Source organism: Planctomicrobium stercoris, from assembly GCF_051465655.1.
Lineage (GTDB): Bacteria > Planctomycetota > Planctomycetia > Planctomycetales > Planctomycetaceae > Planctomicrobium.
Map to the genome: position 1 here is coordinate 3758224 of NZ_CP195791.1, position 26826 is coordinate 3785049.

At 57.0% G+C, this 26826-nt stretch carries 21 protein-coding genes; 15 read left to right on the plus strand and 6 right to left on the minus strand.

Annotated elements, in window-relative coordinates; translation table 11 throughout:
- Positions 1 to 9 precede the first annotated feature (9 nt).
- On the plus strand, positions 10 to 282 hold the full coding sequence (locus SH661x_RS15270) for a hypothetical protein (protein WP_437223050.1): 273 nt from the start codon (positions 10 to 12) through the stop codon (positions 280 to 282).
- An 81-nt stretch (positions 283 to 363) separates the two neighbouring features.
- On the plus strand, positions 364 to 543 hold the full coding sequence (locus SH661x_RS15275; protein ID WP_437223052.1) for a hypothetical protein: 180 nt from the start codon (positions 364 to 366) through the stop codon (positions 541 to 543).
- Between the two features lie 31 nt (positions 544 to 574).
- Here SH661x_RS15275 and SH661x_RS15280 read toward each other — a convergent pair whose 3' ends face one another.
- From SH661x_RS15280 to SH661x_RS15295, 4 genes are all read right to left on the minus strand, one after another.
- Positions 575 to 2107, minus strand: a complete 1533-nt coding sequence (locus tag SH661x_RS15280) for a hypothetical protein (RefSeq protein WP_437223055.1) — start codon at positions 2105 to 2107, stop codon at positions 575 to 577.
- A gap of 155 nt (positions 2108 to 2262) precedes the next feature.
- Positions 2263 to 4812 carry a DNA ligase D gene (gene ligD / locus SH661x_RS15285; protein WP_437223058.1) on the minus strand — a complete coding sequence of 850 codons (2550 nt, stop codon included), beginning with the start codon at positions 4810 to 4812 and terminating at the stop codon, positions 2263 to 2265.
- A gap of 39 nt (positions 4813 to 4851) precedes the next feature.
- Entirely contained in the window at positions 4852 to 5712 is an 861-nt protein-coding gene (locus tag SH661x_RS15290; RefSeq protein WP_437223060.1) for a Ku protein, read from the minus strand.
- A 441-nt stretch (positions 5713 to 6153) separates the two neighbouring features.
- Entirely contained in the window at positions 6154 to 6909 is a 756-nt protein-coding gene (locus SH661x_RS15295; protein ID WP_437223063.1) for a FadR/GntR family transcriptional regulator, read from the minus strand.
- A 216-nt stretch (positions 6910 to 7125) separates the two neighbouring features.
- On the opposite strand from SH661x_RS15295, the gene SH661x_RS15300 reads away from it, so the two are divergent.
- The 13 genes from SH661x_RS15300 to SH661x_RS15360 all read left to right on the plus strand — a co-directional run bounded on the left by SH661x_RS15300 (position 7126) and on the right by SH661x_RS15360 (position 24722).
- Complete coding sequence (locus tag SH661x_RS15300; protein ID WP_437223066.1) at positions 7126 to 8160, plus strand: DUF1559 domain-containing protein; 1035 nt, start codon at positions 7126 to 7128, stop codon at positions 8158 to 8160.
- 110 nt (positions 8161 to 8270) lie between these two features.
- Entirely contained in the window at positions 8271 to 8747 is a 477-nt protein-coding gene (locus SH661x_RS15305) for a carboxypeptidase-like regulatory domain-containing protein (protein ID WP_437223068.1), read from the plus strand.
- A 138-nt stretch (positions 8748 to 8885) separates the two neighbouring features.
- Positions 8886 to 10286, plus strand: a complete 1401-nt coding sequence (locus SH661x_RS15310) for a hypothetical protein (RefSeq protein ID WP_437223070.1) — start codon at positions 8886 to 8888, stop codon at positions 10284 to 10286.
- Between the two features lie 328 nt (positions 10287 to 10614).
- Complete coding sequence (locus SH661x_RS15315; RefSeq protein WP_437223073.1) at positions 10615 to 12927, plus strand: aminotransferase class III-fold pyridoxal phosphate-dependent enzyme; 2313 nt, start codon at positions 10615 to 10617, stop codon at positions 12925 to 12927.
- A gap of 125 nt (positions 12928 to 13052) precedes the next feature.
- Positions 13053 to 13886 carry an ABC transporter permease gene (locus SH661x_RS15320; RefSeq protein ID WP_437223076.1) on the plus strand — a complete coding sequence of 278 codons (834 nt, stop codon included), beginning with the start codon at positions 13053 to 13055 and terminating at the stop codon, positions 13884 to 13886.
- Between the two features lie 63 nt (positions 13887 to 13949).
- Complete coding sequence (queG, locus tag SH661x_RS15325) at positions 13950 to 15110, plus strand: tRNA epoxyqueuosine(34) reductase QueG (RefSeq protein ID WP_437223079.1); 1161 nt, start codon at positions 13950 to 13952, stop codon at positions 15108 to 15110.
- A gap of 312 nt (positions 15111 to 15422) precedes the next feature.
- On the plus strand, positions 15423 to 15989 hold the full coding sequence (locus tag SH661x_RS15330) for a sigma-70 family RNA polymerase sigma factor (RefSeq protein ID WP_437223082.1): 567 nt from the start codon (positions 15423 to 15425) through the stop codon (positions 15987 to 15989).
- Positions 15989 to 17320 (plus strand): FecR domain-containing protein, encoded by a 1332-nt coding sequence (locus SH661x_RS15335; protein WP_437223084.1) that lies wholly within the window; start codon positions 15989 to 15991, stop codon positions 17318 to 17320. The genes SH661x_RS15330 and SH661x_RS15335 overlap by 1 nt, the downstream gene beginning before the upstream one ends.
- Positions 17321 to 17374: 54 nt before the next feature.
- The gene (locus SH661x_RS15340) at positions 17375 to 18367 is read left to right on the plus strand and encodes a DUF1559 domain-containing protein (RefSeq protein WP_437223087.1); all 993 of its coding nucleotides are present in this window, start codon (positions 17375 to 17377) and stop codon (positions 18365 to 18367) included.
- Between the two features lie 340 nt (positions 18368 to 18707).
- Entirely contained in the window at positions 18708 to 19100 is a 393-nt protein-coding gene (locus SH661x_RS15345; RefSeq protein ID WP_437223090.1) for a hypothetical protein, read from the plus strand.
- A 109-nt stretch (positions 19101 to 19209) separates the two neighbouring features.
- Positions 19210 to 22212: a DUF1553 domain-containing protein gene (locus SH661x_RS15350; protein WP_437223092.1), complete on the plus strand. Its 3003-nt coding sequence runs from the start codon at positions 19210 to 19212 to the stop codon at positions 22210 to 22212.
- Between the two features lie 13 nt (positions 22213 to 22225).
- Positions 22226 to 23701 carry a DUF1501 domain-containing protein gene (locus SH661x_RS15355; protein ID WP_437223095.1) on the plus strand — a complete coding sequence of 492 codons (1476 nt, stop codon included), beginning with the start codon at positions 22226 to 22228 and terminating at the stop codon, positions 23699 to 23701.
- Between the two features lie 283 nt (positions 23702 to 23984).
- Positions 23985 to 24722, plus strand: a complete 738-nt coding sequence (locus SH661x_RS15360) for a class I SAM-dependent methyltransferase (protein WP_437223097.1) — start codon at positions 23985 to 23987, stop codon at positions 24720 to 24722.
- An 83-nt stretch (positions 24723 to 24805) separates the two neighbouring features.
- On the opposite strand, the gene SH661x_RS15365 is transcribed toward SH661x_RS15360, so the two are convergent.
- Together SH661x_RS15365 and SH661x_RS15370 are read right to left on the minus strand one after the other, a co-directional pair.
- A complete protein-coding gene (locus SH661x_RS15365) occupies positions 24806 to 26332 on the minus strand; it encodes a hypothetical protein (protein WP_437223100.1) in 1527 nt (508 codons plus the stop codon).
- Between the two features lie 80 nt (positions 26333 to 26412).
- Positions 26413 to 26799, minus strand: coding sequence for a hypothetical protein (locus tag SH661x_RS15370; protein ID WP_437223101.1), 387 nt, complete (start codon positions 26797 to 26799; stop codon positions 26413 to 26415).
- Positions 26800 to 26826: the final 27 nt, after the last annotated feature.

The following is a 26826-nucleotide window of genomic DNA, read 5'->3' on the forward strand; positions in this document are numbered from 1 at the left end:
CCGTTCAGGATGAACAATTCCGACATGGATGTCGGTCTCGGCGGCGGAGTGGCGCTTCAGTCGCCACACCGATTTATCCCCCCGTTCATCCGGAACTTGACCATGGTTCGTGAAGCCCGCTTTGCCTGGGATGAGAATCGTCCTCTCCCCATCGAACTGACCCGTCGACATTGGGACTGCGATGACCCCGACGAATCGGAACCGCGCGAACGTCGGCATCGGCTCAGACGGGAGCCGCGTCGCAGCAGGCGCACTCCCCAGCCGAAAGAGCGGCCGGAGTAGGCCCGTTCACGTATTCGAAACCGCGTTCACAACTTCGCGCGCGCTCACTCAGCCAACATTAACACTCCACTGAAAGCAGTCATGGCGCAGGCAGAAATCAAAAAGCAAATCTCCATCTTCCTTCCCATCACAGACTGGCGGGCACTGCGACTGGAAGCTGCCCGGCAGGAGGTCCCGATCACAGAGCTTTGTCGACGCTGGATCATTCCGGAAATCGGCAAGCTGACACAATCCTCTTCGCCAGGCGACAGACGAAATTAAGCCGTGCTCTGCGACGGGGCCTGTTCTTATCTCAGGCCAGTGCCTCACGGGTTCGTGCCAGAACAGGGCTCTCCCGGTCTCCGGCTCCCCGCAGATTGAAGACAGAGAGCGCGAGAAACTGATTTCGCCAGTGTTCACTGACGTGAGGGAAGTCTTCGAGGACGGCCGCGCTAAACTTGTAGTCGTGTGCGTCCCGCCCCTTGAGGAAGATCATTCTCCGGGCCGCGGTCATGAAGTCTTCCGGGCGTCCTCCAGCGGCAAGATACGCGGCGGTCTCGTTCATCGCCTGCATTTTGTCGGTCGAGACGGACGTGAAGATTTCTTCAAGAGAAGGACCGGCCCCTGTCGGGTTCTGCAGCTGCGGCAACGTGTCGATCGTTTCGGACTTCAACGCTCCTCGACCCGCTGCAGCATCGCGGAACATCGTATTGAAGGAGCAGGCCTGCAAGAGGAGTTGACGCCGAAGATCAGCCTCTCCGACGTTCCTCCAGAGATAGTTCATGGCGTTGGCGGTCGTCAGTCCATGCAGTCCGACGATGCCCGGTTGCCGCATGAGAAGCTCTCCGGAACCGACAAAGACAGCATCCCAGACAGACTGCGGTGAAACTCCGTGTTGGATCATCTCCGCTGCGGAAACACCGGCAGCCTGCGGATCTTCTGAACGGAACTGGGCGATCAGATCGCGAGTCGCATTCTGATCCAGCGAGCCGTTTTCCCAGTTCTCTGGCCAGGCCTGCTTCAGCAATTCTGCGTTCTGTTTCCACGGGCGATCTGCCGGGAGATCCTGCTCGGCGGGGTTCTTGCTACCTTCAGAATTCAGGAGTGCGAAGGCCAGCGAACGCAGGACCGGTTCCGCATGCTGCCATCCGATCACTTCGAGCGTCCGCCAGCTGTTGGCGAGATAGATCACCTTATGGCCAATTGAGCGGAAGTCTCTCGCCGCGAACTGAGCGAACAGGTTGAAGATCTCGGTTGCTCCCGCGGATCGACACAATCCGGCGACAGCGGTATCAGCCTGTTCGACATCCCAGCGTTCCATGGCGTCGATGAAAAGCTTCTTCGCTTCTGAAGCGTGCGGCACTTGAGCAGCATTGACCGGCAACATCTTCCAGCCGGTCTTCTGCAATTCTTCTGCCTGAGCCCCTTTGAAGTAGTCCAGAGCCCAGAAGATTGGAAGCCAGCGGTCTTCATCCGGCCCACTCAGGCTCGCCAGATGGCAGCTGTTCACGCAAAGCACGCAATGAAACTTGAACCCCACTGAGGGTCGCGGCTGCACATTTCGAATCCCTGCAAGCAGCAGAGCAGCGAGCACCTGCTGATAGGATGTCCCCGCGTGAATGCGGGAAGCGACCTGTTCCAGCAACTGCGAACGATCCGTCTCCTCAATGAGCCTGACCAGCGGCTCGATCTCCGGATCAAACTTGACCATCCCGGATGGCAACGCGGCTTCGGCAGCGGTCAATCGGGGCAGACGATTCAGGAACCCGAACTGTCCACTCATTGCGAGGAGGCTGCCGGTCGTGGAACGGGCCAGGAACGAACGTCTGTTGCTTTCAGTTGACATCGAATTCCCCTGTGGCCCGAATCTGGATGATGCTTCAAATCACACCTGATGATAGCAGAAAACCGACAAGAGGACGCACTTAGGCATGATCTCTTCAGCGTGCGTGCATTGCGAGGAGGAATCGCTGGGTGCAGCTCCAAGGCGAGTCGCAGCAACTACCGGCCAACGTGACTTTGCATCTTCTTGGTCAGGACCTGTTGCACGGAAAAGAAGTCTTCCCAGGGATCGGCCTTCAGTGACCTCAACCGCTGACGCAGATTGGCGACCGTGTATCCATTGGGTTGAAGCGAAGGTGTCAGCTCGTCCCATCTCAACGGCGTGGCCACTGGCGCGCCTGTTCTGGCTCGTGTTGAATAGGAGGCGATGGCGGTCGAGCCGCGGCCGTTTCTCAGGTAGTCGATAAAGATCCGGTTCTTTCGTCCGGCCTTGCTCATCACGTCGGTGTAGGACTTGGGGTCATCTTTCGCCATGGCAGACGCGATTCCATGAGCGAAGGACTTCACGTCGTCCCAGCTGGACCGCCGGGCCAGAGGCACCACCACATGCAGTCCCTTGCCGCCGGATGTGCGGAGAAAAGAGGTCAGGCCAAGATCTTCCAGCCTGCTCCGAATCTCGGCAGTGCCGTTCAGAATCTGCTTCCAGCTGGTCCCTTCTCCCGGATCGAGATCGAAGACAATTCGATCTGGACTCTCGAGCTTGTCAACACGCGAGCCCCAGGGATGGATCTCCAGCACTCCGTTCTGAATTAACGAAACGACTCCGGAGATCTCCTTTACGACCGGGTAATCGTCCGTCTTGTTCTTTTCTTTGATGGGAACAGTGGAAACCCCTTCCGGCAGGCGACCGCTGAAATGCTTCTGGTAGAAACATTCCCCGCCGAGCCCTTCAGGGCAACGGACCAGCGACAACGGTCGATCGACGACATGGGGAAGAATCCACTCCGCAATGTCGACATAGAACTGCGCGAGCTCCCCTTTTGTGATTGCAGGTTCGGGGAAGACGACCCGGTCCGGACTGGAAATCGCCACCCCCGCTACTTCAATCGAGCCGGATTTCGCTTTGGAGCTCGTCCGATTCCCGGATGCACGTCGTGCTTTTTTCTCGGTCGCCACAGCAACCTCCTTGCTCGACACCGGTTTCTCCTTTCGGATAGACGTCGGCTCTTTATCCTGCCGCAGGCCCTGAAAGGAGGCGTGACGCAGTTGATCGTCGTCGGTCCATTCAGAGAACTCGACCTCTGCCACGAGGACCGGTTCGACCCAGGCTGCGAGGTTACGAAGCGCAGGAGGACGTTTTGAAAACGGACATTCCTCCTGTTGGTGTGACCTCAGCTGTCGAGTCATTTCCTTCAGTGACGCTTCCGAGAATCCTGTTCCGACCCGGCCGCAGTAGCGCAGTTTTTGATCCTCGTAATACCCGAGCAGCAGAGCACCAAAGCCGGTGCGGCTTCCGCTCGGACGGGTGTAGCCTCCAATCACGAACTCCTGCCGGTGATGACATTTCGTCTTCACCCATGTTCGGGTCCGGCCGGATTCATACGGGGAATCGATCCGCTTTGAGATAATCCCTTCCATCTGATGGTGACACGACAAGTCCGCGAACTCCTTTCCTTTCCCCAGAACATGCTCGCTGTAGCGGACCATGCCGTCGTTGTCGGGGGAATGACGCGCGAGAAGATCCTGAAGCAGTTCCTTCCGTTCAACGAGTGACTTCTGCCGCAGGTCTTCCCCATCAAAGAAGGGCATATCGAAGACGTAGTAGGTGAAGTCCTGGTCCCCTTTGGCTTTGATCGCATTCTGCAGAAGCTGGAAATCCGGGATCCCGTCATTCCGGAGCATGACGATCTCTCCATCGAGAATCGTGCCGGAGAGGCCGAGTTCCTCAACCCCCTTTCGAACGTGCGGGAACTTCGAAGTCCAGTCGTTTCCGTTCCGGGTGATGAGGCGAACGTCATCCGTCTCCGCAAACGCCAGCAGCCTGTAGCCGTCGAACTTCATTTCGTGCAGCCACGTCTCACCACTGGGCGCTGTCGTCACGAGTGTTGCGAGCTGTGGAGGGAGGCTTTCCGGAAGTTTCGTCGTCGTGGATTTCGAACGACTGCGCGTGGCGGATTTCTTCTGGGAACCCGTGGACTCCTCGTTGGCGATCGCTTCGAGGCTGCGTGAGGTCAGGACACTTTGCGGCTTCTTCTCGAGAATATCGAGGTCCGCCTGGTCACGGGCCTGTTCATCACGTTCTTTGATCAGCAGCCAGTTCTTACCGTCCTCGCCCGCTTTTCCTCCCATTCGAACCAGCGTCCAGCCCCCTTTCAGCTTCTTGCCGTGGACGATGAACTTCAGTTTCCCTGCGTGATAGTCGCGTTCGGGGTCTCCCAGCGGCTCCCACCATCCCTGATCCCAGACCATGACGGTCCCGCCCCCATACTCTCCTTTGGGAATCGTCCCTTCAAAATCTCCGTAGGCGACGGGATGATCTTCAACATGCACTGCCAACTGCTTGCGGTGCGGATCCAGGGAGGGCCCTTTGGGCACAGCCCAGCTCTTGAGCGTCCCGTTGAGTTCAAGCCGAAAGTCATAATGCAGGTGACTGGCAGCATGCTTCTGAATCACATACAGCAGCTTCCCCCGTCGGGCCTTTCCGCGACCGCCAGAGGGCTCTTTGGTTTTGCGAAAGTTTCGCTTCTTCTGGTAGGCTGTCAGATTCATGATCGATGAGTACTCAATCACAGGGACAGAGACACTTGCTTAGCTGACCTTTTTCTTTTTGGTCGCTCGACGCTTGGGAGAAGTCTTCTTTTTCGGCTTCGGTTTCGTCTTCTCGACGCTCTGCTTCAGCACATCCATGAAGTTGATGGTCTTGGGATGGCTTTCCGGTTCGTCAGGCTCGTCAGTGTCTTCAACGACCTTGGTCTTTCCGGATTTGATCCGCTTGTCGATCAGCCCCATGAGAGCTTCGCGATATTCATCGTGATACGCTTCCGGTTCCCAGCTGGCGGTCATTCCCTGAATCAGCTGTTCCGCAAGTTCGATCTCCTTCGCGGTCACCTTGTATTTCTTCAGATCGCTCCCGGGAAATTCAAATTCGCTCGCGGGGACAACCTCCTGCGGGAATCGCATCAGATTGAGCACCAGGGCATCGCCGTCCGGCATGACGGCGGAAAGATATTGCCGGGTCCGGATGACGACTTTTGCGATTCCGACCATGCTGGACTTCCGCATCGCTTCCCGGAGTAAGAGATAGCCTTTCTCGGCTCCTTTCCCGGGGACAATGTAGTAGGGGCGGTCGAAGTAAACGCTTTCAATCTCTGTCGGATTGACGAACGCTTCAATCTCAATGATTTTTGTCATCTCGACGGCAGCAGACTCGAGATCCTTCTCAGTCAGAAGCACGTAGCTTCCTTTGTCGTACTCAAACCCTTTGACAATCGATCCCCAGGGAACTTCCTTCCCGGTTTCCTCGTTGACCCGTTCATAACGGACGCGGGCCGAATTTCTGCTGTCGATCAACTTGAAGCTGAGATCGACCCGCCGCTCGGCAGAGAAGACCGAGATCGGAATGTTCACGAGACCAAAAGAAATTTGGCCCTTCCAGATAGGACGTCCCATGGGAAGATCTTTCGTTCGAATCAGGAACTCCGTTCGAGAGATCTCTTCCGTGAAGAGCGGGAAGCGTGCGAGGACAGCAACGACACAACTTCTTCCCCGCGGTTCCCTCGCATTCTGGTCGCTGCAGGGTTCGTGCCAGCATCCAGAGATTTTTTGAATGAGACAACTTACACGCGACCGCTGTTTGAGATCGTCCGCCCAATTCAGCCGGAAGCGGATGTCGCGTCCGTCCCCAGCCTTGGAAAAAAGACTGTTCACAGGAGGCTTCGACCTGCGAGGGTCGCAGCCGGACGTCCCTTTTCATCAGGTTCAAGCCGCAGCGAGATTGCAGAAGAAGAGATTCCTGCACGCTGGGAAATCAATCGGGATCTGAAACGACCACTTCGATCTCGATCCAGCAGCAAGACCCCTGTTAAGTTTTGCGACCCTTCAAGGATGGGGTCAATCCGAATTCAGTGCGGCGCTCTCATCGTTCGCTGCATTACTGGCCACCTCATCTTGTTCCAACTGGGTGATGACCTGGCGGAATTGCAGTCGAATCAATGCCCGCGCATGCTCAACGTCCCGAGCGCGGATGGCGTTGCACAGTTCGCGGTGCTCCCAGACGATTCGTTCTGCAAGTTCAGGAGTAAACTCCTTCTTCAGAGCCAGCGGGATCGAGACAGCCTGAAAGAAACGGACCAGGACTTCCTGCATCCCCATGACCAGCTTGGCTCCGGTCATCTGCAGGATCTGCAAATGAAACTGGAGGTCCAGGGCGTAGGCGGCTTCCTGATCGACTTCCCGCAGGAGTGCCGTTTCCAGCCGATCCATTGTCGCTGTCAGTTCTTCGATCTGCTTGGCAGTGCCGAATTTCACTGCCAGCTCAATCGCTCCGACCTCGATCACGTACCGCAGGACCTCGAGCTCTCTTCCATCCTCTTCCGATCCCAGAAGAGACGGCATGCTGTGTGAAAGCAGGCGGATCAAATCAGGGTGCCGGACGATCAGCCCTTTCCTTTTTCGCCCCTCGAGGATCCCCAGAGCCTGCAGGCGGCTGACCGCTTCACGGGTGACCGTATGCGAAGCGTCGTATTCTTCCGCCAGCTGGGCTTCCGTCATAAAGAAGGAGCCATCAGAGAGTTGCTCGGACTGGATGCGGTGTCGAATGCGTTCCGCGAGTTCCCATGCCTGGGGGCTTGTGGCTGTTTTGCTCATAAAGGGTATTTTAGACGAAACTCAAAAAAACCGGAAGGCCACTATTGACAGGTTCTCGCAGAAAACAAGAATAAATACCAGTTATTCGGCAGTCGCACGGTTCCACGTTGCGCAGCCGGGTCTCGTCCCGCAACCCAACAAGACTTTGGTTTTCCACGCCTTTGCCGGATCGAAATCCGGGGCGGTTTCTATGCCTTATCGGCCAGGAGTCCTTTTATGGTGGCTTTGCGTACTTCTCGGGGCAGTCAAAAAGTCGGCTTCACGCTGATCGAACTACTGGTCGTCATTGCAATCATCGCAGTCCTGATTGCACTTCTCCTGCCCGCAGTGCAGCAGGCACGCGAGGCGGCCCGCCGGTCCCAATGCAAAAACAATCTGAAACAGCTCGGCCTGGGACTGCACAACTACCACGATACGCACAGCTCGTTTCCCATCGGTTCGCGTTTTGGCTACGAGTCGGTGAACAATGCAATCATGAGAACCGGGACCAACTGGCGGACCTCCCTGCTTCCCTTTATTGATCAGGCGACGCTGTTCAACAAACTGTCATTCGAAGCGAACTCATGGTTTCAGGACCCGTTTACGAACAATACGGCACTCGACGGCGTGCTTCTCAGCATCTACCAGTGTCCTTCGAATCCCCTTCAGCCGAAAGGGTTTGTTGAAAAGGGGACAACAGACACGCCGGGAGCGCGTCGGACACAGAAGCACGATTACGTCGGACTGGCTGGAGCCGGCCCCGATCCAGCGGGTCGCGACGCTGCAACATCACCAACGGGGTGCAAGTCCTTCGGCCGCGGAATGATGTGCAACAACGGAGCCCTGCCGATGAACGAGAACAGAAACTTCCGTAACATGACAGACGGAGCTTCCAATGTGATCGTGATCGCCGAACAGTCCGGTCAGGTGGCGCCGACTGCCGGCGCTGCCCCGGTCCCCATCCGGGCGAACTATCTGGGAGGATGGACCGGCGCTTCCACGAATCTGACCATCTCGTCCCTGCCGACCAACAGCACTCACTACTGCATGGGTCTGACGACCGCCCAGGTCGCTCCGAACACGAAGACAGCCACTCCCAATTACAGTGACATCAGCTACATGGCCAACACGATTATCAACTCCTCTCATCCTGGAATCGTGAACGTCGTGCTGGGAGATGGAAGCGTCCGCACAATGAGTGACTCCATCAATAATGATCTGTGGCTGCGTCTGTGTTCAATCGATGACAATCAGGTCGTCGGTGAATTCTGAAAACGGCCCTCGCGCTCGTCAGTCCGTCGATTCCAATGAATTGCAGGACTGCTGAGAATTGACCACTGGCTTCTCCGTCCTCTCGGGATCGGGAGGAAGGAGAGGCAGTCATGATGTTTCCGGGTGATCGTCCCGACACGTGGCTCGACCAAGGCGCTGGTCGTGTCGAAACCCCTGCAAAGAGAGATCAAATGCGTTTCAACTGGAATCGCTGTCTATCGGTCGCCCTGATCCTGGGTCTCTTCTCTGCAGGCTGCGGTTTTCAGTCCGCCCGCCCTCAGAGCAGTATTTCGGGGCAGGTCACCAAATCCAGCAAACCGGTTACCGGTGCGGTCATCGTTTTCTTTGGCGAAAACGGCGAGAGCTTCGGGGCCACACTCGAGCCGTCTGGAAGTTATGAGGTCGCGCAGTGCCCTCCCGGCAAATATCAGGTCGCAATTCAACCGGTCATCCCATCCCCGGAAGAACTGGAAAAGGGAGCCAAAGTTCCAGAGGCCGACTTTCACGCCCGATACCGCACGCCCCAGACCAGCGGCTTGACTGCAACCATTAACCCTGGAAGCAACGTCGCCAGCTTCGAACTTTAGCCCCTGCCTCAATGGCGTATGGCAGCAATTCGAGGGGATTCCCTGCTCGATAGCGGTGCTGATCGCCGCCGAAACGCCTCATGGTTTCCCACCAAAGCTTCAATGAACTGTTCAACGCCCGTTGTGGAATCGAATCGAATGCAAAAGACCGGCAGCCTGCCCACGATCGCTCTCTGTATCGCGATGATCTCATCCGCAGCGCGGGCGGAAGAACCCCTGAACATCGGTGATCGAAGAGAGTTGTTAATCGACACACACTTGATTGCAGCGAAGAAAGGGATCACTTTCCGGCAGCACGACCCCAAAGCCGGCGATGTCGTTCTGACGTGCGACGCCCCCTGGGAAGGAAACACTTCCGCATACTTCACCCTGATCGAAGATGAGGACCGATTCCGGGTCTACTATCGTGGCTCCGGCGTCAACGAAACAACCAAGCAGGGAATCCATACGGAATTCACCTGCTATGCCGAGTCACAGGATGGGATTCACTGGACAAAGCCGAACCTGGGCCTCTTCGAGTTTCAGGGATCGAAGGACAACAACATTGTCTGGTCCGCCGACATCGACGGTTTTGCAAGTCACTGCTTCGCCCCATTCAAAGATGACAATCCGGATTGCCATCCCGATGCGAAATTCAAAGCGTTCGCGGGGGAGTTCAAGAAGGGCCTGCGGGCATTTCAGTCTCCCGATGGCATTCATTGGAAGCAGCTTCATCCGGAGAATGTCATCACCGATGGTTTCTTTGACTCACAGAACACCGGGTTCTGGGATCCGGTGAGAGGTTGTTACGCCAGCTATTTCCGACATTTCCGCAATGGAGAGCTGCGGGACATTAAAACGGCCACCAGCGCTGACTTCATTCATTGGTCGAATGCGGAGTTCCTCCGATATGACGATCAACGAAAGGAGCACCTGTATACGAACGCCATCCGCCCCTATGTTCGTGCTCCCCACATCTACATCGGATTCCCGACACGCTATCAGGAAAAAACGCAGCAGGTCGAACCGATCCTCATGACCAGCCGTGACGGCCTGAATTTTCACCGGTGGAGCGAGCCCCTTATCCCGATCTCCGCTCCAATGGACCGGGACGGAAATCGCAGTAATTACATGGCCAACGGCCTGCTGCAGCTTCCCGGACAGGACCGTGAACTTTCGGTGTACGCGACCGAGGCGTACTACACCGGTCTCGGCAGCCGCCTGCGCCGGTTCGTGTTCCGGACAGACGGCTTTGTCTCTGCCAGTGCGGATCAGATGGGTGAGATCGTGACAAAGCCGTTGCGATTCTCCGGAACGACGCTGTCTCTCAACTATTGTGTCAAGCCGGGGGGAAGCGTACGGGTGGAACTCCTGGATGCCGAATCAAATCCACTTCAGGGCTTCTCACTTGAGGAATCGAAATCGATGACCGGTGATGAGATTGACGCTGTCGTTTCGTGGAACGATGGCAGCGATCTTTCAAAGCTCAAAGACCAACCAATTCGGGTTCGCCTTCACATGGACCGCGCCGATGTCTTTGCGATTCAGTTTCAGAACTGACATCGCTGATCGACAGACTTTGGCAGTCTCAAAAACATTTTCAGGAGAGAGCTGTTCCGGCAACGCTGTCTGGGCCTGTCTCTGCCAGTGACTGTTTGCCCGCTCACCGCCTGAGCGGGCGATCGGAATTCGCATTAGACCAGTTTGGTCTATCATGTGCAGGCGATCCAGGATTTTCACCTCATGAAAGTCCATATTATCGCCTGCGGAACGTAATAGATTATTGGCAAAACCACTCTAGGGTTGTGCCTGGCATGCAACGTCTTCGTACCGGTGCAACGAATGTGTATGACCCTTTCTTCCGGCGGGTCGACCGGGCAAGGAATCGATGATGACGGAAACTGAACTGCTGGAGCGATCTCTTCATTCGTTTATCCCGCAACGCACGTTTGACTTTCATGCTCATTTGTATGAACCGCAGTCGGATACGCCGGCACTTCCGCCGCTTGCCCTGCCGGGGCAGACTGCTGTCGGGTTCGATGCCTATCTCAGCAGCCTGAAGAACTGGATGGGACGTTCTGTCCCCCAAGCAGGACTGTTTTTCGCGCTGCCGACGAAGACACTCTGCCTTCCGTCCGCCAACCGGCTGATTCTTCAGGAACTGAAACAGCACCCGATGTCGCGCGGGCTTCTGCTCATCAAACCGCAGGATGATCCTGCAAAAGTCTCGACACAGGTCGCGAGCGAAGGCTGGGCCGGGTTCAAGGTTTATCATCATTACGCATCGCGCCCCGATACGTTCAACGCGGAGATTGGTGAATTCATCCCCGAATGGGCCTGGGAGACCTCACATGCTCGCGGACTGGCGATCATGCTTCATCTGGTCCGCGAACGTGCGGTCGCTGACCCCCGGAATCTGGAATACATCCGGTCACATTGCAGCCGCTATCCCAACACGCGCCTGATCCTGGCTCATGCGGCCCGCGGATTCTGCGGGTATCACACGGTTGAAGGAATCGATTCGCTCAGAGGACTCGACAATGTGTACTTTGATACCTCTGCGATCTGCGAAGCAGCGTCCTTCGAAGCAGTACTGAGAGTCTTCGGGCCGACAAGATTGCTGTTTGGAACGGACTTCCCCGTCAGCGAAATCGTCGGTCGGTGCATCAGTGTGGGGGACGGATTCCACTGGTTGAGTTCACAGCAGACCGGCGATCCCAGGACGTCTTTCGCCAGACCGGTGCGGGTCGGAGTCGAATCGCTGCTTGCTCTCCGCCAGGCCTGCCAGACATTGCGGCTCAAGGATCGCGACGTTGAGCGGATCTTCAGCCTCAATGCGATGCAGCTCTTGAGCATCGAGGAACAGCCTACCGGCCCTTCTGCGCAGGAAACGTATCGGCAGGCGAAAGCTTTGATTCCCGGGGGGACGCAGTTACTCAGCAAGCGGCCCGAGATGTACGCGCCGGACCGCTGGCCCTCGTATTATCGCGAGGCGCGAGGTTGTGAAGTGATCGATCTGGAGGAGCGTCGATTCACCGACTTCACCACGGTCGGTATCGGCAGCTGTCTCCTCGGATATGCTGACTCAGATGTGACTGATGCTGTCGTGCGTCGGGTGCAACTGGGATCGATGTGTACTCTCAACAGCCCGGAAGAAGTGGAGCTCGCTCAGACCTTGGTCGACCTGCACCCCTGGGCCGAACAGGTTCGCTACTGCCGCACCGGCGGGGAGGCAATGTCAATCGCCGTGCGGATCGCCCGTGCTTCGACCGGGCGGGACTGCCTGGCGTTCTGCGGATATCACGGCTGGTCTGACTGGTATCTCTCCGCAAATCTGCCGGGTCGAGGGGATGGCCGCAACGAGGATCGACTGGGTGGACACCTGCTGGCCGGCCTGAATGCTGCCGGGGTGCCGGCCGGTCTGCATACGACAGCATTGCCGTTCAGCTATCAACGGATTGATGAACTTCATCGTCATGTGAAAAACATGGAAGGCCGAATTGCTGCGGTCGTCATGGAACCGACCCGTTCGGTTCCACCTGCCCCCGGCTTTCTGGAGGATGTCCGGCAAATCTGCGATGACTGCGGAGCCGCGTTGATCTTCGATGAAATCACAACGGGATGGCGCCTGTCTCTGGGGGGCGTCCACCTGAAATTCGGAGTCCGCCCTGACATTGCAGTCTTCGCCAAGGCGCTGGGAAATGGTCACCCCATGGGAGCCGTCGTCGGGACCGCAAAGTTCATGCAGGCGGCCCAGGAATCGTTCATCTCCAGTACCTACTGGACAGAAGGTGTCGGCCCCACCGCAGCATTGGCCACGATTCAGAAAATGAAGTCCGTCGACGTCCCCGCACATGTCGAACGGATCGGCAGCGTCTTCCTGAAGAGGTGGAACGAACTGGGCCAGCAGACGGGAATCGCCACTGCGGCCACCGGGCATTCTGCGTTACTCAGCCTGACGTTTTCACACCCTGATGCTGCCGCAGTCGGGACTCTTTTCACCGCACGCATGCTGGATCACGGTTTTCTGACCGGGTCGGGCTTTTATCCCACCCTGACGCATACCGATTTGCATTTGGACGCGTATTTTTCTGCCGCTTCTCAGGTCTTCCAGGAGTTGGCTGATGCGATTGCAAAGAATGACGTCCGTGAACGACTGGGAAGTCCAGTCAGACATGGTGGCTTCCAACGGTTGACGTAATTCACCTCCAGATCACAGTGACAGGGGCCAGCAGATGTTCCTGTCGATGACACCACCTGCTTCGACGTTTCGATTTTGCGTCTGTACTCTGGACTCCCGGCCCTGGAGTCTCGACACTACAGGGCATGCAGCCACATTCGACATTCCGCCCCAGCTATTCCCGCGTCTGGTTGATGTTCTTCCGGAACTCGCTCGTGCGAGCCATGATGTTTCGTGGTCACTTCCTGATTGAAGTGCTGACGCAGACCTTCTGGATCGCTGCGCAGCTGATTCTGTTCGAGATCATCTATGGTCGCGTGAAGAGCATTCAGGACTGGTCGCACTATGAATATTTTGCCTTCATGGCAACCGGCATGCTGATCAACGGGCTGGTGGAAGCCTTCTTCATGCCCAATTGTGCGAACTTCAGCGAATTGATCCGCACCGGAAATCTGGACTTCGCGTTGCTGAAGCCCATCGACACCCAGTTCCTGATTTCGTTCCAGTCAGTCGATTTCGCGATGATCAATCAAATCGTCATCTCACTGGGGATTTTGCTTTACTCTTTGTGGAAACTGGGGGTGGCAATCACCCTCGGTAACGCCTTGATGTATCTGCTGCTGGTGGGAGTGGGAGTCGCGTTCTTCTACGCCCTGATGATCGCACTGGCCAGTACCAGCATCTGGATGGGACGCAATCAGAGTCTCTATGAGTTCTGGTTTTACCTTACGGTCTTTGCCCGGTATCCGCAGGATTTTTATCGGCAGTCTTCCGGCGGCGAGATTGTGTGGTTCGCGTTCTCGTTTCTGATTCCCATTCTGCTGGTCGTGACCGTTCCTGCCCGGGTGCTGCTGGAGAAGGCCCTGCAACCGAACGCTGCCGTGCTGTTCATTGCACCGGCCCTGACGGCTGTGTTCCTGCTGCTGTCTCGCTGGATCTTCACATGGTCGCTGTCTCATTACCGCAGCGCGAGCAGTTGAAGAGTCTCCCCGAAACCAGGGAGAGATCCAGTCGTCTCGATTCACCGTCCATCGGCTTTTCAAATGATGTCTCCGAGTTCAGCTGGTGATTTCAGCACTCGCCTGAAAGATCGAGCCAGAGAACTTGGGTTTTCGCTGGTCGGAATCACTCCTGCAGCCCGGCCGGAAACGCTGGAGCAGTTCCAGAGTTGGCTGAGGCAGGGGATGCACGCGACGATGGAATACATGCCGCGGCGCGAGAAGGCCTACGAGCACCCGCAGGGGGTGCAGGTCGGGGTGAAGTCCGTCATCATAGCTGCCATCAACTACGGGCCCGGTGTTTCCTCGGAGCAGGGGACTGCACCCACCGGAAAGGTCGCGGCGTACGCACAGGGGACGGCTGACTATCACGACGTTCTCAGGCAGAAACTTCAACAGCTTGCGGATGAATTGCACGCTCTCTGCCCTGAAGCCCGGACACGCATTGCCGTGGATACTGCGCCGATCCTCGAACGGGATTTTGCACGCAGGGCCGGACTGGGTTGGTTCGGAAAGAATACCATGCTGATCAACAAATGGAGCGGCAGCTACTTCTTCCTGGGAGCGATCCTCACAGACATCGAGCTCACACCGGATGCCCCACATCAGACAGACCATTGCGGGACCTGCACGCGTTGTCTTGAAGCGTGTCCGACTCAGGCATTTCCGGAGCCGTATGTGCTGGACGCGGGGCGATGTATCTCGTATCTGACGATCGAACTGCGCGACCGCCCTATTCCGCTGAACCTGAGATCGGGGATGAATGACTGGATCTTCGGGTGCGACGTCTGCCAGCAGGTGTGCCCCTGGAACCGCAAGTCGACACCTCCGATGCTCCCGGAATTTCAAACGCATCCCGACAGCGTCCCCAGTCTGGAGCAACTTCTGAACCTCTCTGATGAGGAGTTTCAAGAACGATTTGGCGATCGGCCATTCGCTCGCCCAGGCAGGATTGGCATGGCCCGTAACGCCGCCATTGTGCTGGGAAACATCGGCGGTGAAGCGGATCTTCCGATTCTCATTCGCGCCATGAGTGCCGATTCGCCTCTGATTCGAGGGGCAGCCGCATGGGGGGTGGGGAAGATCGGCGGCCTGCAGGCGCGGCATGAACTGGCACGATCGCTGCATCACGAAGCCCATGAGGACGTGCGTCGCGAGATTGAAGCCGCAATCAAGGCCCTGGACGCGGCAGATTCCAAAGAGTGAATACACCTTGCATACGGAACTGATGTGAAATGCAACAACCAGTGATTGTTGCGAATTCACACAAGTTTGATAGAGACCGCGTCAGTCATATTAATTCTCTGCATGTCGCAGTCCCAGTTCCCCAGGGAATTAGACACACCCTAAAAACTGATTAAGTCTGATGTTGTGCCCAGCAGCCTGAAATTTTCTTCCACCCGGTCGATTGGAATATCGATTTTCTGCAAATTTGCCCGCCCACATTTCGCCCCTCGAATCACTACTTGGTGATACGTCCGAATCCAGTCGAATTTCTTCCAGATAAACCACGTTTCGATGTCCGGCCCTCTATCCATCGACGAATTGACCGCGGTCTTGGATGACTCCTCAATCCAGGCGGATTTTCTGCGCCTGCTGGCTGGGAATTACCGTCACGTGTACGCCTCCGCTCTGGCGATCGTCGGCAATCGTGATGATGCCAATGATGTTTTCCAGGAAGTGTGTGTCGTTCTCTGGCAGAAGTACGACGAGTTCGACCAGATCGTGAACTTCCGCAAATGGGCCTGTGCCATCGCCTACAACGTGGCAAAGGCCCACGTCCGCAAACAGCGTCGGCATCGGGGCTCGGGGATGAGCGATCAGGCTCTCGCCAGAATCGTCCAGTTCAGATCGGCAGGGAATGAGCTCTTCGAACTCCGCCGGGAAGTCCTCAGAGGCTGTCTGCAGAAGCTTTCCAATAAGGATCGCGATTTTCTGGCGGACTGTTACCAGACATCGACGTCTCTTGTGGAGATTGCCCGGACCAAAAAACAGACTGTTTCCGCAGTGTATTCCAAGTTGAAACGCCTTCGTCGCGCGTTGACCGAGTGCGTGCAAAGGCAATTCGGGACGGGGGAGGATTGATGGCTGCCGAAGGGTCCACGGTTGACGAAGTGCGACAGCTCACCGACCAGCTGTATGACGGCGAGATTGACCCCGCCGGCGTCGCTCGCATTGAGGAATTGATCATGCAGGACCAGCAATGCCTGCAGACGTATGTCGAACGACTCGACTTCCACAGCGAGCTCCTCGAACAGGCCGACCAGAAAACAAATGAAATGGGAGCGCTGCAGATCATCCAGCAGTGTTCTGTCAGCAGAGATCGACAGGAGCGTCGCCAGCGCTGGAAGATCAACGCTGTCCTGGTGGCCTGCTCACTTCTGGGCCTGGCAGCGCTGGGGGGAGCCTATTACAGCGCGATTCTCGTCCCTGCCGCGGTGGGAACCGTGGCCAGTCTGTCGACAGACCTTGAGCTCAAGGACAGTTCCCTTGAGTTGGGGCAGATTGTCCGACGCGGCCAGACCATCTCGGTCAATCGAGGCATCGTCAGCCTGCAACTGGCCCACGTCACGGTCGACCTGATTGGCCCAGCTTCGCTGCGACTCGACGGAAAGAGTCGGGTTTCTCTGGCGAAAGGAACGCTCCTTTCCAAAGTGCAGCCGGAAGGAGTCGGGTTCACGGTGAAGACTCCCGACAGCGAAATTGTCGACCTGGGAACGGAGTTTCTTGTTCAACACGATACCGGGAACGGAACCCATTTGAGCGTTCGCCGAGGGGCCGCTCAGGGGAAACTCCTCGATTGGCGGGGCCTTCCCACAAAGGTCATGGAATTGACCGCTTCCAGGGCAGCCCAGTTTCAGAAGGAGAAGGAAGCTGTCAAAGAAGTGCGATATGCACCGGAACGATTTACTCCAGTCGACGAATCGCGAGGAGGCATCCGTCAATTGTCGGGAGCACTGCGAACGGTCACTCAGGCACCAGTCTCACTGCGAAGCAACAGGACGACCACTCCGAATCATCTGCTGGTCATGCCCGAAAAACGGGTGAAACTGACTTCCGATCTGACCGTCGAAGGACTTTCAGGTCCAGTGACCATTCCGGCAGGCTCAACCGTCGCCAGCTATCTGATTCACTATGACCCGACTGCCGTCGTCAGCTTCGCTCCCCGCGGCGCGGTGACGTTCTTTCAGGACATTGCCGCCATTGTGGTCTCGTCAACCGGATTAACAGCGACGGATTCCCTGTTCGGACTTCCTCGGACGAAGTACGAGGTCGCTGAGTTTCGGGAACTGGAGCTGGAAGAAGACGAGATTCAAGTCTCCGACGACCGGAAAACGGTCTCGTTCTACTTCGGTGTGTCGCCTCCGGAATTTCTGGATGAAGTCCGGATCCTTGTCGTTGAGTCTTCCCCCTGACGTGTCCTTTCGCATCAGTTTCGAAATGCATCCATTCTTCTCTAAGGAACTCACATGAAAAAGAAACCTGGTCGCCTTGCATCGGGCTTCACGTTAATCGAACTCCTGGTGGTGATCGCCATCATCGCGGTATTGATCGCACTCCTGCTGCCGGCTGTGCAGCAAGCCCGGGAAGCAGCCCGTCGCAGCCAGTGCAAAAACAATCAGAAGCAGTTAGGACTGGCACTGCACAACTATCACGATGTGCACCGCGTCTTTCCCTTCGGCATGATGAACAGCTTCAACGCGTATTCGACTGAAGACTCGGTCTTCCGGGGAACGGGACGCATCAGCTGGTTCCCGATGGTGCTGCCGTTCATTGATCAGGCTCCCTTGTACAACACCTGGGTGACCTATGGACAGAACGGAACCGCCCCGAATTCCTGGTGGGATTCCAATCAGGGAGCGAATTCTGTCGTCAGCACGATGCTTTGTCCTTCTGATCCGGGCACAGGAAAGCGAACTTACAATGGATTTGCAGGAAACTACCAACTTTGCGGCGGTTCTGCTGCCTGGGGAAATCAGCCGGGCACGTTCAACGAAGCAATTCTGGACGCAAATGGTGTCAAGCCACGCGGAATGTTCTATCCCCGTTCAAGCGTCTCCATGAGCCATGTGACCGATGGAACTTCCAACTCACTCATGGCCGGTGAAATTCTGGTGGCACCAGATTCGGGAACTGCGGGCACCGGATGTGAAAGCTGGCCTGACCCGGACATGCGAGGGCTTTACTGGAATGCAATTCACATGGGATCCCTGTTCGTCGCTCTCAGAACTCCAAACACGAAGTCTCCCGACATCATCGGATGGAAAGCGTATTCAACAACGACTTCGCCCGCCACCTGCGCAATGAGCGGGACAGCCATGTTCGCCCGGAGCATGCATACCGGGGGAGTGAACGCGACCATGGGAGATGGATCTGTCCGATTTATCTCAGACAACATCAATACCGGGACCTACCAGGCGATCGGCACGATTTCTGGCGGCGAAATCCCAGGAGAGTTCTAGCCCCTGTCTCAGGGGAGTGTGGCGGCGATTCTGGGTAATTCATTACTCGAAAGCTGTGTTTATCGCCGCCGGAACGCCACACTTTCGTGAGATTCGCACTAGAAACCATCCGGGCACTCGAGTTCGAAAGCAGAGGCTCGACAGGCAATGTCGGGCCTCGCGAATTCTTCCTGCAGCCCTGATCGGGGGTTCAAGATGTCGCAGGTTTCGACACTCCGAATGGCCCGAATTCGGCATTCGACCGGGCCTTACCGTAGAGCGGGATTGAAAATGTGAATTCAATCTTCGTTCAGCAATATCACGGAAACTTGTTCAGATTACGCGATCGTGGAGTGCTATAATGACGCACCTGAAATATTCACTCACTTTGGGTTTGGTCCTGAGTCTGGCCGCCTGCTCTCAATCTTCCGGCCCCAAGCTGTACCAGGTTGAAGGGACGATTTTGCTGGACGGAGAAAAACTCCCGACGGGAGTCATAACGTTTGACCCTGCCGACGGCATTGCAGGCTCGTACGGAGCGGAAATCAAGGACGGAAAATACTCGCTTCATTCGGCACCGGGTCCCAAGTTGGTGAGCATCATGTCGTCCCGCGTCTCCAACAAGCTGGGACCGAACGGAAAGCCTGCGTTGGATCAGTTTCTCCCGCCGAAGTACAACACACTTACAGAGTTGAAAGCTGAGATTCAGCCCGACCAGAAGAACCGCACCGACTTCGATCTCAAGTTGAAGTAAAGGAAACCAGCTTCACAGACGTAGTCATCAGGACCAACTGTCTCGATGTTTCTCCCACGCTCGGCCCGACGGCCACCTGTGATGTTTCGCCACGGAATGACCACCCCGCATGAACAAGCTGCTCACAGCTCTGCTGCTACCTTCCCTGTGCCTACTCTCAGCACTGTACGGAGTGAGTTCCTGCAGTCTGGCGATCGCTGACGATCAGGCAGACTTCGCTCAGGGCGTTGCAAAGATTTTCGAACAGAGATGCCTGCGGTGTCACTCGACCGATCATGCAAAGGGCGGATTCTCGTTCTCCTCAAAAGAAGAATTTTTCAAAGGAGGAGAAAGCGGCGCTGCTGTCGTTGCCCGTCGTCCGGAAGAGAGCTCACTCCTCGAACAGATCACCGGAGAGAATCCCGCGATGCCTGCGGAAGGGGCTCCGCTGACGGCCGCCGAAGTGGAACAGATTCGCAGCTGGATCGTCTCGGGAGCGGAGTGGCCCGAAGGTTTCGTCATTCAGGCGAAGATCCCCGGCGGTCTGGACTGGTGGTCATTTCAACCCGTGAAACGTCCGAGCGTTCCAGCGGTCAAACACGAAGAGTGGCCTCGCAATGACCTGGATCGATTCATTCTCGCGAAGCTGGAAGAACACGACCTGTCTCCCTCTCCGGAAGCGGACCGAAGGACGCTGATCCGCAGGCTTTCCTTCGACTTGCTGGGACTCCCTCCCACCTACGAAGAGATTGAGGCATTTGTCGCGGATCAAGACCCGCAGGCGTACGAACGGCTGGTCGACCGCATGCTCGAATCTCCGCGATACGGCGAGCGCTGGGCGCGGCACTGGCTCGATATTGCCCACTATGCGGACACGCATGGATTCGAGCGGGACATGCTCCGGGAGAATGCCTGGCGGTATCGAGACTATGTCATCGAGGCCCTCAACACCGACCGGCCGTATGATGAATTCATCCGCGAACAGATCGCCGGCGACGTGCTGCGTCCGGACGATTCACGGTCAGTGACAGCGACCGGTTTTCTCGCAGCGGGCCCTTGGGATTTTGTCGGTCAGGTCGAAACAGTCTCGCCCACGCTGAAACGGGCGGCGCGGGCGGATGATCTCGACGACATGGTCACACAGGTGATGACGACCACAATCGGTCTCACAGTGAACTGCGCCCGCTGCCACGATCACAAACTCGACCCGATCACCCAGAAGGAATACTACCAGCTCTGGAGCGTCTTCGCGGGAGTGCGTCGGGGTGATCGTGACAACGACCCGGCAGAAGCGCGCCGCGTGGAAGAGCGTCGAAAGGAGATTCTGGCCGAACAGTCCCTCATCCGTGCCCGGCAGGCGGAGCTGCGAGGACGACCGATCAAACTGGCCGATATTGTCGGCGGCGGAGACGGTCACGGTTCCGGCAAAGCTGGCTCGGGCATTGACCCGCTGAATGGTCAGTCGATCGAAGTTGCTCGCGGGTTTCTTCCGGATGTCGTGCTCAACCAGTTTGCAGCTTCTCCCCTGAAGTTCGTCGATGGCGTCGTCATTCCGGATGAGTCGGAATCCGGCACACAGATCTCATCGACTGGTCTGATGATTCGTGATGTGCCGAAGACGTCGGGGCAGGTGTGGGACGCGATCCGTTTTGGCCCGCTCAATTCCCAGTTCTCAACCAAGCTTGGCGAGATCGACTTCGCATCCAGCGAGCATACCCTGCTTTCACTGCACGCCAATGCAGCGATCACTTTCGATCTCGATGAACTTCGTCAGGCCGGCGCTCCGGCTGAGATGAAGCTGACAACGTCAGTCGGTTATTTCGGTCAGACCACGCAGGCTGGAGCTTCGCTTGGAATTTATCTCGACGGTCTCCCCAAAGTGCAGCGTGCAGGGCTGGGACGTGATGACGGTCTGGTTCAAGTCGAGATCGACATCCCGGCGTCGGCCCGTTTCCTCACGCTGATGTCAACGGACAATGGGAATGGAATCAGCCATGACCAGATCGGTTTTGGCGATGCCTGGCTGCTCCCTATGCACCCGGCCGAACTGAGTCCGGCACAGCTTGCGGAGCTGAATGCCCTCGACATGCGACTCCCCCAGACGGAAATGGAACTCAATTCGCTTCCGGCGGCAACCAAGGTCTATGGGGTCGTCAGCGACGCGGAAACGCCCGCTGTGCATCTGCTTCATCGAGGCGATCCCGAACAATCCCGGGAAGAGGTCGAGCCCAAGGGACTCGCCTGCCTGACCGGAATCTCCGACCAGCTGGAACTGAGCGGTCCAGGTGAAGGTGCCCGGCGGCTGGCGCTGGCAAACTGGATTGTCGATCCCGCGAACCCGCTCACGCGCCGGGTTCTGGTGAATCGATTGTGGCATCATCACTTCGGTGCAGGACTGGTTGAAACTCCGAGCGACTTCGGTTTTGGAGGAGGGCGGCCCAGTCATCCGGAACTTCTGGACTGGCTGGCGGACGAGTTCCTCACTCGGAACTGGTCGATCAAGAACATGCACCGGCTCCTCTGCACGAGTGCCACGTACCGGCAGCAGTCGAGTGTGCGTCGTCCTCACGAAGAAGGAGTCGACAGTGCCAATCGACTGCTGTGGCGCATGAACTCACGCAGACTCGATGCGGAGTCCCTGTGGGACGCCACGCTGATGGTCACCGGGAAACTGAATCTGCAGATGTCCGGTCCTGGCTTCCGTGATTTCCAGTACACCGAAGCCTACGCACCGATCTACGACTATGTCGTCGCAGATTCTCCGGACCAGTGGAGACGGGCGGTGTACCGGTTTATCGTCCGCACCACGCCGCAGCAGTTCATGACCACACTGGACTGCCCCAATCCCGCCAATCTCACGCCGGTTCGAAACGTCACAACCACTGCACTGCAGTCATTGGCCATGCTGAACAACGGTTTCATGCTGAAGCAGTCACGGTATTTTTCAGAGCGTGTGAAGCAGCTTGCGGGTGAATCGCCGCAGCAGCGAGTCCAGTTCGCCTTTGAACTCGCCTTCGGAAGAAACCCGAAAGAGCGTGAAGAGCAGGCTGCCATCGAATTGCTGAAAACGAATGATCTTCCACAACTGTGCCGCATGCTGTTGAACGCGAACGAGTTTGTCTCGATCGATTGATGAGAGCCCCGTGATGACAAATTCCCCCCCCAACCAAAATCCATCTTGCGCCGGCCGTGCTGCTCCGCTGTCCCGTCGAGACTTTCTCTGGCAGCTGGGAGGCGGGCTCGGGGGAGTGGCGCTGACGTCGCTGCTGGCCGATGACCATCTCCTCGCAGATCAGAAAGATGCGGCAACGAGCAAGCTGCCGCACTTCGCTCCCCGTGCAAAGGCTGTCATTCAGATCTTCTGTCCCGGCGGGCTCAGCCATCTTGATACATGGGACTACAAGCCGGTTCTCGAAGAACGGGCGGGGAAGCCGTTTGATCCCGATGGCAAGATCACCTTCTTCGCCTCAAAGCCGGGGAACTGTCAGCCTTCGTACTGGAAGTTTCGCCAGCATGGTGAATGCGGTCGCTGGATGAGCGACTTACTCCCGCACCTGGCTGAACAGGTGGATGACCTGGCATTCATCCACTCGATGCAGAGTAAGACCGCGCTGCATGGTCCAGCCATGTTCATGATGAACAGCGGGTTCATCTTTCCGGGCTTTCCGTGCATGGGTTCATGGGTGACCTATGGCCTGGGAAGTGAACGGGACAACCTTCCCGCCTTCGTCGTGCTCCCGGATCCACGCGGACTCCCTCCCGGGGGCGTCGTGAACTGGGGGGCTGGTTTCCTGCCTGCCATGTATCAAGGAACTATTCTCGAGGCAGCTTCAGATCGACCTGCGATCGCGGACCTTTTCCCGGCCGACACCCAATCATGGCCGCTCGATCGAGAACAGGCTGGGCTGGACTTCCTCAAGGAATTGAACGCGGAACACGCGTCCAATCGGGCAGGGGACTCGCAGCTGGACGCCCGCATCGCTGCTTACGAACTCGCGGCACGCCTGCAGCTGAGTGTTCCGGAAGTCAGCGATTTGAGCGGTGAAACGCCCGAGACACACAATCGCTTCCAGATCGATCACCCGGACATCGGGCCGTTTGGAAGACAATGCCTCCTTGCACGGCGACTGGTTGAACGTGGTGTGCGCTTTGTGCAGATCTACTGCGGGGCAGAGAACACGGGAGCCAAGAAGATCCGCCCCAACTGGGACAGCCATGAAGATCTCGTTCGCGATCACGGCTACTGGGGGCCGATTCTCGATCGGGGCGCGAGCGCATTGATTCAGGATCTGAAGCAGACAGGGCTGCTCGATTCAACGCTCGTCATCTGTACCTCTGAATTCGGAAGACAGCCTGCAGCTCAGGGACAGGGGCGTGATCACAATCAGGGGGCCTTCACCGCCTGGATGGCTGGAGGCGGAATCCGCGGAGGGACCGCCTACGGAACCAGCGATGAACTCGGATTCAAGGCTCAAGAGAACCCAACCTACTGCTATGACATGCACGCGACTGCTCTGCATCTCCTGGGCCTCAACCACGAGAAGCTGACCTACTACCAGAATGGAATCCAGCGTCGCCTGACCGACGTCCACGGAAAAGTCATTCAGCAGATCCTGTCGTAGACCGTGTTTTGAAAATTCAACGGAATCCAGATTCGGGAGGGCGACGCTCCTGCGGAGCCGCAAGAAAGTTCACGCGATCACACGTCCGCGGCTCGGCAGGAGCCTCGCCCTCCCACTGTTCAATCACGTTCTGAGATCAAGCCGGGTCCCCGCGGAGCAAACCCGGGATCAGCACGGCATGGCCGATTCGACGGGAGCCCGCCATAATTGGAGGTGAACTCACGAATTGAAGTGACGCTGCAGCGGCTTCAATCGATCCTTCACCCCAACATTGAAATTGCCCATGTCACTGTTTCAAGGCAAATCCACTCCGGAAGAAATCCGGCAGCGTTTCGATCAGGATGTGTCGCGGTTTTCGAATCTCGAAACGGGACAGTCAGCGGCAATCGACGCTCCATTGGCACTGGAACTGGTGACGCAGGCAGCGCTCGCGGTCAATCCTGCTCCCCGATCGGTTCTGGACCTGGGATGCGGAGCCGGGAATTTCACGCTCCGACTTCTGACCGCCTGCGACAGCGTCGAAGAAGTTGTACTCCTCGACTTGAGCGGACCGATGCTCGATCGAGCGGCCGAGAGAATTCAGGAGGGGCGGAAGATCAAAGTCACCAAGCTTCAAGGTGATCTGAGAACCCTGCCGTTCGACAGCCGTCAGTATGACGTGATCCTCGCAGGGGCGGTGCTTCATCATTTAAGAACCGATACCCAGTGGGAAGAGACGTTCCGCCGGATTGCAACGTCGACAGCACCGGGCGGTTCGTTCTGGATCTTCGACCTGATTTCCCACGGCAATCCCGCTGTTCAGGCTCTCATGTGGAAGAGATACGGCGAGTACCTGACCTCACTCAACGGACCTGAGTACCGTGACAAGGTGTTTGCGTACGCGACGTATGAAGATTCTCCGCGCCCGCTGCCATACCAGCTCAGCCTGCTTGCCCGGTCCGGGTTCGAAGACGTGGAGCTTTTACACGCCCACGCCTGTTTCGCAGCCTTTGGTGGAATCAAGTCCGCGGGCAGTCACTAAGCAGTGAAAAGAAACTCTGGTGGCCTCAAGAGGAAGCCACCAGAGTCGTCCTGGTGTCAAGATTCCGGACGTTCACGCTGGATTCAGCTCACATTGACCCGACGCAGGATCTGCAGTGAACGGGGTGCCAGCGTCCAGGTTTTCGAAGCACCGGTATCGGCATCAATTGGCAGATAGGTCTCAGCCAGTGCGACTTCGGCCTTCTGTTCTCCATAGTTCGCCAGAACCATGTAGAACTCCTGATTCGCAAACGCTGAGGCAACCACATCGCCTGGAAGTGATGCGGAGAACAGATTCGATTCGCGAATATCCAGCCACGCCCACGAACCATCTTCCGTGATCTGCTGGTATCTCTTCAGCCATTTGGCGTGCGTTTCCTGGCTGCGGGGATTGGGGGGCACCTCGTCCCAGCTGCCGTAGACGTGCGGACCATTCGGATGAGCCTGATGATACTCCCAGGCAGCCCGGCAGCGTTTCATCCACAGGTCATTGGGCGAAAGATAATTGAAGCCCGGCACCATGGCCCGTTCCCCGGTGAATGGACGTCCTCCGGGAAGGATGGGGAACTGCAGGTACGGGATGGAGAGCAGGAACGGTTCGTCGTCGCTGGCGATCTTGGCGAACATGGTATCGATGCACGGCACCACGTACGGAGGATGATCCTTGACCAGGTCCCGGAGCTTATTGGCATCGTTGACGTTTTCTCCGACCCAGAGATAGTCGTAAACCTTTAATCCGGCTGTTTCGGGCTGGTTTGCGAAGTCGGCATGCAGTTTCAGAATGCCGCCGCGCCGTTTGACTTCATCATACATCAGCGCGAGCAGGTCCGTCGCAGCCCCGTCGAAGTTCGCGGTTTCCTGAAACGCTTCAATGGCATCGGCTGCCTGCGGAGCATTCGGACCGCGCATGGCATTCGGGACATATCCCCAGTCGTTGTAAATCCCGTCGACCCCATATTCATCGAGAATGAACTGCATCTTCGGCAGCAGGTAGGCCCGCCAGTCGGGGCTCGCTGGTGAGCATCGTCCCAGTTCAAACCATCCCACATAGCAGCCATCGCCCGGTCTCATCCATTCCGGCTTGAGATTCGGATCGTGCATGTCGAAATAGCCACTGGAGCAGTACGCCAGAATCTTCATTCCGCGTTTGTGCACCATGGAGACGAAGCGGTGGAACCCTTCGGGATTGAGGGCTGTAAACTTATCACCACCGTGCAGTCGTCGGGCATCACTCCATTCATCGAATACCTGAATGAGCTGAATCCCCTGCGCCTTCAGGCGGTCGAGTTCCTGCTCGTCATATTCATCCGGGTTCCACGGCTTGACGCACGGGTATTCGCCCAGGTTGTAACAGCACTGTCCGGAGAGATAGTTCGTGACCAGATGCTTCCGCATGCAATTGCGAATGCTGTCATTCCCGATCTTGATGTTCTGAAGCCGCTTTCGCTGCTGTTCGGCAGAGTAATTGGAAGCAACTCCCGGAGGGGGTCCTGCGGTTGGGCAGCTGGTGCTGACACCCTCACTGGCAGCCATTGCTTTGGTCGTTGTTGCGACTCCCGCAACTGCGGCGGTTGAGCAGGCTCCGAGCTTCAGAAATTCACGGCGTTGCATTCTTTTATCTCCTTCAGATCAAATTCAGCGGAAGTACTGAGTCGAGTGGGGATTTCAGGCGGGCAGGTAGCAGAGGATTCTTACTTCGAAGTCACTTCAAAATTCAGGCCCGGATTCTCACCCCGCTTGATCTCCGCGGAGAGCGTGCTGGCGACGTTGTATTTCTCAGCGACCAGATTCTTCGGAACGAAAATCTGAGGGACCCCTTTCTCCATCTTCGGTTTGTCGTTGGGGTCATAAGCACAGATCTCGACCCGCCGGGTGCCCGCTTCCGCCTGCGTCGAATAGCGTCCCTCTTCGATCGTGGCTGAATCGAGAGAACCATTCGCGACATCTCGAAAGATGATGATGCCACTTTTGAGTGGCACTCCATCCAGCGAGACTGTCCCCTGCACCGGATACCGGGCGGGTCCTTTACTCCCGGAACATCCTGCTGAGAGCCCGACGAGTAAGAGGCCCAGCGACAAACTCAGAAATCGAAGGCGAGACTGCAA

Excerpts from the sequence above, each read along its gene's own strand:
- SH661x_RS15270 (WP_437223050.1), top strand. The coding sequence starts at position 10 with ATGAACAATTCCGACATGGATGTCGGTCTCGGCGGCGGAGTGGCGCTT.
- SH661x_RS15275 (WP_437223052.1), top strand. The coding sequence starts at position 364 with ATGGCGCAGGCAGAAATCAAAAAGCAAATCTCCATCTTCCTTCCCATC.
- SH661x_RS15280 (WP_437223055.1), bottom strand. The coding sequence starts at position 2,107 with ATGTCAACTGAAAGCAACAGACGTTCGTTCCTGGCCCGTTCCACGACC.
- ligD (WP_437223058.1), bottom strand. The coding sequence starts at position 4,812 with ATGAATCTGACAGCCTACCAGAAGAAGCGAAACTTTCGCAAAACCAAA.
- SH661x_RS15290 (WP_437223060.1), bottom strand. The coding sequence starts at position 5,712 with ATGGGACGTCCTATCTGGAAGGGCCAAATTTCTTTTGGTCTCGTGAAC.
- SH661x_RS15295 (WP_437223063.1), bottom strand. The coding sequence starts at position 6,909 with ATGAGCAAAACAGCCACAAGCCCCCAGGCATGGGAACTCGCGGAACGC.
- SH661x_RS15300 (WP_437223066.1), top strand. The coding sequence starts at position 7,126 with ATGGTGGCTTTGCGTACTTCTCGGGGCAGTCAAAAAGTCGGCTTCACG.
- SH661x_RS15305 (WP_437223068.1), top strand. The coding sequence starts at position 8,271 with ATGATGTTTCCGGGTGATCGTCCCGACACGTGGCTCGACCAAGGCGCT.
- SH661x_RS15310 (WP_437223070.1), top strand. The coding sequence starts at position 8,886 with ATGCAAAAGACCGGCAGCCTGCCCACGATCGCTCTCTGTATCGCGATG.
- SH661x_RS15315 (WP_437223073.1), top strand. The coding sequence starts at position 10,615 with ATGATGACGGAAACTGAACTGCTGGAGCGATCTCTTCATTCGTTTATC.
- SH661x_RS15320 (WP_437223076.1), top strand. The coding sequence starts at position 13,053 with ATGCAGCCACATTCGACATTCCGCCCCAGCTATTCCCGCGTCTGGTTG.
- queG (WP_437223079.1), top strand. The coding sequence starts at position 13,950 with ATGATGTCTCCGAGTTCAGCTGGTGATTTCAGCACTCGCCTGAAAGAT.
- SH661x_RS15330 (WP_437223082.1), top strand. The coding sequence starts at position 15,423 with ATGTCCGGCCCTCTATCCATCGACGAATTGACCGCGGTCTTGGATGAC.
- SH661x_RS15335 (WP_437223084.1), top strand. The coding sequence starts at position 15,989 with ATGGCTGCCGAAGGGTCCACGGTTGACGAAGTGCGACAGCTCACCGAC.
- SH661x_RS15340 (WP_437223087.1), top strand. The coding sequence starts at position 17,375 with ATGAAAAAGAAACCTGGTCGCCTTGCATCGGGCTTCACGTTAATCGAA.
- SH661x_RS15345 (WP_437223090.1), top strand. The coding sequence starts at position 18,708 with ATGACGCACCTGAAATATTCACTCACTTTGGGTTTGGTCCTGAGTCTG.
- SH661x_RS15350 (WP_437223092.1), top strand. The coding sequence starts at position 19,210 with ATGAACAAGCTGCTCACAGCTCTGCTGCTACCTTCCCTGTGCCTACTC.
- SH661x_RS15355 (WP_437223095.1), top strand. The coding sequence starts at position 22,226 with ATGACAAATTCCCCCCCCAACCAAAATCCATCTTGCGCCGGCCGTGCT.
- SH661x_RS15360 (WP_437223097.1), top strand. The coding sequence starts at position 23,985 with ATGTCACTGTTTCAAGGCAAATCCACTCCGGAAGAAATCCGGCAGCGT.
- SH661x_RS15365 (WP_437223100.1), bottom strand. The coding sequence starts at position 26,332 with ATGCAACGCCGTGAATTTCTGAAGCTCGGAGCCTGCTCAACCGCCGCA.